The sequence below is a fragment of the Corynebacterium sp. ACRPZ genome (assembly GCF_022346205.1).
In the GTDB taxonomy this organism is placed as follows: Bacteria; Actinomycetota; Actinomycetes; order Mycobacteriales; family Mycobacteriaceae; genus Corynebacterium; species Corynebacterium lehmanniae.
Map to the genome: position 1 here is coordinate 1 of NZ_JAKRMR010000029.1, position 5,285 is coordinate 5,285.

General features: G+C 61.7%; 5 protein-coding genes. 3 read left to right on the plus strand and 2 right to left on the minus strand.

The genetic code is table 11. The features are described 5' to 3' along the window. Window positions 1-513: 513 nt before the first annotated feature. Complete coding sequence (locus MHX64_RS11765) at window positions 514-1,143, minus strand: hypothetical protein (RefSeq protein WP_239356486.1); 630 nt, start codon at window positions 1,141-1,143, stop codon at window positions 514-516. Window positions 1,144-1,303: 160 nt separating this feature from the next. After that, the gene (locus MHX64_RS11770) at window positions 1,304-2,956 is read right to left on the minus strand and encodes an AbgT family transporter (protein ID WP_370642092.1); all 1,653 of its coding nucleotides are present in this window, start codon (window positions 2,954-2,956) and stop codon (window positions 1,304-1,306) included. 83 nt (window positions 2,957-3,039) lie between these two features. Here MHX64_RS11770 and MHX64_RS11775 point away from each other — a divergent pair, with 83 nt between their 5' ends. From MHX64_RS11775 to MHX64_RS11785, 3 genes are all read left to right on the plus strand, one after another. Beyond that, complete coding sequence (locus MHX64_RS11775) at window positions 3,040-3,705, plus strand: DUF4230 domain-containing protein (RefSeq protein WP_239356487.1); 666 nt, start codon at window positions 3,040-3,042, stop codon at window positions 3,703-3,705. Between the two features lie 30 nt (window positions 3,706-3,735). Further along, window positions 3,736-4,380 (plus strand): hypothetical protein, encoded by a 645-nt coding sequence (locus tag MHX64_RS11780; RefSeq protein ID WP_070473527.1) that lies wholly within the window; start codon window positions 3,736-3,738, stop codon window positions 4,378-4,380. Window positions 4,381-4,707: 327 nt separating this feature from the next. Next, window positions 4,708-5,166 carry a DUF3800 domain-containing protein gene (locus MHX64_RS11785; protein WP_239356488.1) on the plus strand — a complete coding sequence of 153 codons (459 nt, stop codon included), beginning with the start codon at window positions 4,708-4,710 and terminating at the stop codon, window positions 5,164-5,166. Window positions 5,167-5,285: the final 119 nt, after the last annotated feature.

Sequence of the window (5,285 nt, forward strand, 5' to 3'; positions counted from 1 at the left end):
GCGCTGGGGGGTGAGGGGGAGTTGAGCTGGGAGCGGATTGTGTCGCTGCCGGCTTTTCTTTTGGGATCGCAGTGGGTCAGTGTTGCGCGATTTTGGCGTATAGGCGAAAGCCTGAATTCGTCGGCGGGGGAGGCTGTCTTCGCTCCCTTAACTCGCTGGTCCGATTTTTGAGGCTGCGCAAGGCGTGTTGCCCCAATTAGGGTTTTGGCTAAAACCTGAATTCAGGGTCGGCGGAGGCCGCTCAGGGTGGTGCTTGTGGCTGATGTGGCGCGCATCTGTCCGTCCGATTCAGGCTAAATGCGACGGAAGTTGGTGTGCGATCCCGACCGCCGGTACGAAGCAACGCGGGATGTATTGCGGTGCTACAACGGCTGGACTCTGTGCGAGCAGGGTGCGCTGGAGAGGCTCACGCGCCAGGTGCCGATTCGCACGCCGGCGGAGATTGGGAAGTAGCACTTCTGCAGATACGAAAGTGCCCCACCTCGGATTGAGGTGGGGCATTGCGCTATTTGCTTACTTCAGCGTCGGAGTGAGCATTGCGAGGCCGTTCGAGTTGACCTTCTTCTTATCGTCCACTTTGTCCACGGCGTACATGATGATTTTGACGCGGCCGCCGCCGCGGATGTCGGCGCTACGTTTCTTGGCCTCGCCCGGCTTCACCGTTACGCGATCACGAAGGCCGTCGTTCAGATAAACCTCGATCACGCCGACACCGCCAGAGTTCGGGATGTTGGAAGCCCACGCAGCGGTGTAATTTAGCGTCGAGTACTTCTTGTTCACATCAAACGTCGAGTGGTCATACCAGTCTGCGTTCGTGGAGATCAGTGACATCGGGTAGTCCTTCCCGTTGAGAGTCACGTCGACACCGGACTGGATTCCATGGATACGGTTTCGGTGGGTGTGCAGGTACTTCCCGTCGGCGAACTCCGGCTTGGAGTACTTGCCCGAGTTACCCGGCTTCGACGGGGCGGACGGGGAGGAGTTGCCGCCACCGTTGTTGCTGGAGCTATCACCCAGTTCCGGGGCGACGGCGCCAAGGATCACGCCAAGGGCGGTGATGATCGCCAGCACAGAGCCGACGATTTGGGGCAGCAAGTTCTGGAAGTCACGGAGCTGACGCTCGAGATCTTTCGCGTTAGGCACGGAGCTCTCCTTTGCAGGATTCGTTGAAGATTCTGACAATAGAATCTAAGCACGTGCCAAGCTGCTTTGCAGGGAATTGGGTGACGGGTCTTGCCGGAGGCTCGTCGATAAGCAAAAGGCCCGGCTGCACGGACGCAACCGGGCCTTCACCGCCCCCGAGCTACACCTGGTACCCCATCGGGGAGCCGGGGCCGAGCGGGATGCCCAGGGCGTACCAGATCATGAAGAAGACGAACCAGCCCACCAGCATGGACACCGCGTACGGCAGCGATAGCGACATCAGGGTGCCCACGCCGGCCTTCTTGTAGTACTTCTGCAGGAACGTCAGCGCCAGGGCGAAGTAGGGCGACATCGGGGTGATGATGTTCGACGGCGAGTCGCCGATGCGGTAGAGCATCTGGGTCACCTCAGGGGAGACGTCCACGTACATCATCATCGGCACGACCACCGGCGCCATCAGCGCCCACTGAGCGGAGCCGGAGGTGATGAACAGGTTGATCAGAGTGACCATGAGCACGAAGGCCGCGAAGAGGATCACGTTGGGCAGGTCCCAGGACTGCAGCAGCTCAGAGCCCTTGATCGCGGTCCAGGGGCCCAGGTTGGACCACTGGAACCACGCCAGGAACTGGGAAACGGCGAAGAACAGCACCAGGATCGGCAGGAGGGATTCCAGGCCCTTCGCCATGAACTTCGGGATGTCCGCGGCCTCCTTAATCGTGCCCACGATCAGGCCGTAGACCAGGCCGGTGACGAAGAAGATCGCGGTGATCGGCACGGCGATCGCGCGGATCAAAGGCGACTCCATGAAGCCCTCCTCGGGCCGCGCGAACGGGGAGCCCGGGATGAAAAGCAGGGCGAAGTAGGCCACCAGGCTGAGGACGAGGGTGATGCCGGCCCAGGACAGGCCCTTGCGCTCGAGAGGGGTGAGCGACAGGTCATCGTCGTCGGTGAGGTGGGAGTCGTCGGGCTGGTTGGACTCGTCGAGTTGGAGTTCGTCCTCGTCGATGTGGTCGTGGTCGACAAGGTTCTCGGCCTTCTTGTCCACGAACAGCTCCGTCACCGCCGTGATGATCAGCGACAGCACCACCGCGGAGGGGATGACAAAGTAGATGTTGGCGAGCGGGGAAACTTCGTAGGCTTCGTCGACAAGCTGTGCGGCGGAGGTGGAGATGCCGGCGAGCAGCAGGTCGGTGATGTTCAAAATTAGCGAGGAATTAAAGCCTGCCGACGACGCCGCGAACGCCACCATCGCACCCACCACCGGCGAGCGGCCCACCGCGTGGAAGGCCATCGCGCCCAGCGGGATGATGATCACGTAGATGGCGTCCGAGGCCACCGAACCGGTCACACCCGCAAGCGCGACCATGAACGTGAGCATCTTCGGGCTGACCTTGTCCACCATCGCGCGGACCATCGCCGCGAGCAGGCCCGTCTGCTCCGCCACGGCCACACCCAGCATCACCGCCAGGATCACGCCCAGCGGCGGGAAGGCGATGAAGTTCTCCACAGCGTCCGTGACCATGCGCGAGATGTTCTCGCCAGTGAGCAGGGATTCGACGTGGATTTCCTCGCCGGAGGCCGGGTCGATTGCGGACAGGCCCGCCTTGCTGGCCAGCCAGGACGACACCGCCACCACGCCGGCGAGGATCACAAACAGCCAGAATGGGTCCGGCAGCTTGTTGCCGACTTTTTCAATCCAGCCCAGGAAGCCGGACATGCCCTCCTGTTGCTGGTTGTTGTCCTTGCGGTCCGCGTTGTGCTCCGGGGCCGGGCGATCTTCCAGGCCTTTTTCTACTTTGGTTGATCCAGTCATGGTGGGTCTTCCTGGTCGGCGATAATTCGTCGTGAAAAGGTGAGAGCCACCTTACATTTTCTCGACGAAGTAAGGTAAACGAAGTGAGCACGAAATTGCAGATTTCCCCGCGCGATACCCGGCCAACCGGCTGCTTCGGTGCGCTGGCCTCGGTCATAGCCGTGGTCGCCATCGTGGCGCTCGTCTTGGCGCTGACCCGCCCGGCGCTGCTCAATTGGAAAGAGGGGGAGGTGACGTCGACGACCATTGGGGCGTCGTTAGGCGATATTGCCGAGCTTTCTGTGGAGGAATACGTCTTCTCCGACGTGGGCAAATTCGACCAGGAAGGCCTCGAGGTGCTCGGGGTGCGCGTGCCGTTTACCGGACGGAATTTCCTGGTTACGTACGACGGGCGCGTCACCGCGGGCATCAAGGACGCCTCGCTTATCGACGTCCAGTTGGCCGACGGGGAAGTCAACGTGCAACTGCCTGAGGTGGAGGTGCTGGAATCCCACATCGACGCCGACAGCGTCAAGGTTTACGACCAAACCATGAACCCCATCAACCAACTCCGCGTCGAAGACGTCACCGGGTTCATCGCCGACCGGGAGGCCGACGCGCGGGAGAAAGCCATCGCGTCCGGGCTTCTCGACCGCGCCGGGCAGCACGCCGAGGAGCTCGTGCGCGCACACGTGGCGGCGCTGGTGTCCGGCACGGAGTACGAGGACTACGAGGTGCGGGTTTCTCGGGGTTTGTGGAAAGGCTGGTAAGGAGGTGCCGTGCGGGGTATCTTTTTCCACATGCGTAAAACCCTCACAGCGGGCGTTATCGCCTGCGCCGCCGTTGCTGCCGTACTTCCGCCCGTCGCCGGAGCCGCCGACGCGCCTGAAGCGCCCGTCGACCCGGGCTTTTCCCGCGTCTGCGCCGTCGAGTACAACGCGGACCAGGTGCCTGCCCTGGCCGCCGGCCTTAACGCCGACGACATCCTTTACCACTCCGGTTCCCGCGCCGACGCGCTCGCGTTGTGGGCGAAGAAACAGGACGAGCTGCGCGCCGGGCTCGGCGAGAACGGCTGGGGCTCGGTGAAGCAAACCGATGATCTGCAGCTGTGGCCCGTCGAGGAGCACACCACCAGCTCCGTCATCGCCGACGACCTGACAAGCTCCAAGACCGGCGCGCCGTCCACCTTTGAGACCCCGTTCAGCGCCAACGAGGTCGCCTACGTCAAGTCCGCCGCCTCCTACACCGCGCAGCGTTTCGAGGACTGCGGCAAGGACATCAACCGCACTGCGCCGGCCGCGCCGTCGAGCCTGAATTCGGAGGTCGCGCCGGGCACCATCGCCGGCATCGTCGCCGTGGTGCTGGCGCTGCTCGGTGTTGGGGCGGCGTTCGCGGTGTCGGCAGGCATGGTCCCGGGGCTCACACTCCCGGCGCTGCCGTTCTAAGGACACAAACCCCGAGTAAGCCCTCCCGAGTATGGCTGAAAATGGGCCGTAATAGGGATCGCTTACTAGGGGTCTGCGGGTGGGGCGCACGCCACCCGGTCCCCGGCTTGAGGCTCGTGACTGCCGACGTTGCCGGGTGGGCGGTTTGAATTTCTGCGTGAAACCCTTTGACGTTGTACCCCGCGCGTCGTATATTCACAGATGTGAGCCAGAGGTGAGCGCCCGCAAGAATCCTCCGGGCAGCAACTCCGAAACCCACACGCTAGTGTGGGTTTTCGTGTATTGAATGCACGACTGTCCTGGCGCTTCGCCTGAAGGGGGTTTCGCGTGCTCCTTGCGTATCTAGATGAGATAGGGGCACCTGGCGCCTTTGTCTCCCCTAGTCATCCAAGGTTCGCTGACAGCCCAGCATTTGGCTATGGCGGGTTCATCATTCCAGAGGACAAAGCGCGTGTATTCGGGGCGTACTTCGCAGAAGCGAAGAAGAGATTGTTCAAAAACGAGATTCCTGAAGGCCAAGACCCGGGGCGTTGGGAGAAGAAAGGTGCATCGCTCTTGTACGCGAGGGTGTGTGAAGAGCGACCCCAGAATCTGAGGGTGTTTAACTCTTTGATCGGTTCGTTAAGGGGAATGGGCGGGCACCTTTTTTATTACGTGGATGAGAAGCCAGTGGGGACACCGAAGCAGACCAACACCGGCCCAGCAGAATTCGAAAGGCGCGAACAATCTGCAATGTACGAGGCGCTAAATCGGATCGCTCGGCACGCCGACAAAGCCGACCAATGAGGGTGTCAGGAAGTTTGTGTGTGAGGCTCTGATTGAGAGGGAGTTTCACCGATAATGACTACGGTGTCACCGAAGAAAAACCATGACCCGGCGAGGGTCAACGAGATCAGCGAGAAGCT